Annotated in this window: 3 protein-coding genes and 1 pseudogene; all 4 read right to left on the bottom strand. The window is 63.8% G+C overall.

Translation table 11 applies throughout. The features are described from left to right. Positions 1-225: hypothetical protein (locus VGN68_RS11880; protein WP_327476899.1), on the bottom strand; the 225-nt coding region annotated here is incomplete at its 3' end. A 132-nt stretch (positions 226-357) separates the two neighbouring features. Then, a pseudogene (locus tag VGN68_RS11875) lies at positions 358-738 on the bottom strand (transposase family protein); the annotation flags it as partial. A gap of 89 nt (positions 739-827) precedes the next feature. Further along, positions 828-1,286: a DUF6118 family protein gene (locus VGN68_RS11870; RefSeq protein ID WP_327476897.1), complete on the bottom strand. Its 459-nt coding sequence runs from the start codon at positions 1,284-1,286 to the stop codon at positions 828-830. Between the two features lie 9 nt (positions 1,287-1,295). Further along, entirely contained in the window at positions 1,296-2,039 is a 744-nt protein-coding gene (locus VGN68_RS11865; protein ID WP_327476895.1) for a hypothetical protein, read from the bottom strand. Positions 2,040-2,056: the final 17 nt, after the last annotated feature.

Genomic DNA, 2,056 nt, shown 5'->3' with positions numbered 1-2,056 from the left:
CTCGGCGACCGCAGCGATGCGTCCGGGCAAATACAAGCTAAGCTTGAGGCGAAACGCGTTTTCGGTACCGGCATGGCTTTCCAGCACTGCGGTCAGTGTCGAGGCGCCAGCCTTGTTGCTGTCCAGTAGAGGGCGAAGCCTCTTGCTCGCAGCTTTGGTTAGCGCCTTGTACAAGGTATCAGTGTGATCGCGGCCTTCGATGTGTGCTACGGTTCTGATGTGCATTGCTCTTCGTCCTTAAAACTGGCCTGGGAGATTGCGGCGATCGCTAATCCGGTAGTTGGTCATGCGGTTTAGCTGCTTCAAGCGCTCTCTTTGGGCATTCTGACGTGACCCCCTGGTTTCCACCAGCGGGGATTAGAGCCCAGCAGCTTTGTTGCGCATGAGCGCGGTGTAAGCAATGGCCTGCGCAGCGGAGCCCGTAGGGCGTAGCTGCGCAGGCCATTGCTTATGCAGTTCGGCGGCGAACGCCGCCGGTGTCTCATATCCAAGGGCCGAGTGTGGCCGCGACTGGTTGTAATCCTCGGCCCAGGCCGCGATCACATTGCGGGCATGATCGAGGTCGAGGAACAGCGTCTCGTTCAGAAGCTCATCACGCATCCGGCCATTGAAGCTCTCGACATAGCCGTTCTGCATCGGCTTGCCGGGTGCGATATAGTGCCACTCGACGCCGACTTCACCGCACCATGCGAGCACCGCGTTCGATGTCAGCTCGGTCCCATTGTCGCTGACGATCAACGTCTGCCTTCGCGCACTAGTCATCGGCAGTCGCAACGACCGATATGAGGCGCGAAGCCGCCCCCCTCCTTCAACCTTCGGCGCAGGATCTAGGTCGAGAGAACCACGCCGACGAGCGCCAGGAATGCGCCACACAATAACCCGCCAGTTCCCGCCCAAGTAACCCACCAGTTCTGCTCGTCGGTCGAGCGGCGCTGCTTGATCATGCCCTCGACGCGGCCAAGCGTGCGCGCCAACGTATCGCGAGCCTCCCCCAGAGTTTTGGAGTCATCAGCCCGAAAGCTCATCAAAGCTTCGTGTATCTCCATAGCGATCGTTCGCGGCGTGAGTTGCATCGCTGGCTTCCCATCGATGCTTTTGATGTGCTCCTCCATCTGGCCTAGACGGGAGGCGATATCGCGCAGGGTAGGCAAATAGTCCGGGAGCTTTTCCTTCGCCGATGTGAGGCCTTGGATCGCGGTTCGCTGCAGGGAGATTTCATGGCGCAGCTCTTCGAAGGCTTTGGCGGCATCGGCGGCGGGCGGGGTGCGGACAGGTTTCTGGGTCATGGGAGCAGCTTACATCGAGATACCCATGCCGCGTCCACGCCCGAGATACTGCTGGAGATCGTGAGACAATGATCCTGTCGCAGAGGGTTTCAGGCCAAGGTCAGCGCGCCGATTCTGCAGCAGCGACTCGAGCTGCGGGTCGCGGTGCAGGCTCTTCGCCATGTCGTTGAGGTTGGCACGCGCCTCGTCGCGCGCGGCATAGGTTGGTGCCTTGCGCGCCTGTGCGCTTTCCTTCTTCCACGAGGCCACGAACAGCTCGGCGCGCTTCTCGACCTCGGCGGCAAGCCGCTTTGCCGCTGCCGCCTGCGGCACCTGCTCGCGGGCCGCGCGCTCGGCGGCCGCGCGCTCAGCCGCACGTTCGGCGGCCCGGGCCGCGACCGCGCTGTCCATCGCCGCGATTGCGCCCGTGGTCCGTCCTGCCGCTGCCTCGCTGGCGAGGTTGTAGCTTTTCCCGAACGCTTCGCGCAGATCGCGCGCGCCGCCGGGCCGAAGTGCATCGAGCTCCTGCCGCGCCTTCCTGTAGGCATCGAGCTCGTGCGGCAGTTCCTTCCCGCCGGCGCGCCGGACATCGACGATTTCCTTCGTCACCCGCGCAAAGCGCTCGACCGCCTTGTCGAGCGCCGACGGGACCGCGGCCGTATCGAGGGCGCGGGCGCTGACGCGGACGTCCGACAGCCCGACGGGTCGCCGCAGCTTCGGTGCCTCCTCCCGCAGCGGCTCGCGCGAGACAGTGAGCTTCAGGCCGTCAAACATGCTGCGCTTCGGTTCGG

The sequence above is a fragment of the Sphingopyxis sp. genome, from assembly GCF_035998965.1.
Classification (GTDB): Bacteria; Pseudomonadota; Alphaproteobacteria; order Sphingomonadales; family Sphingomonadaceae; genus Sphingopyxis.
Note: the sequence above shows the minus strand (reverse complement) of the source record. Positions and strands in the feature narration are given on the sequence as shown.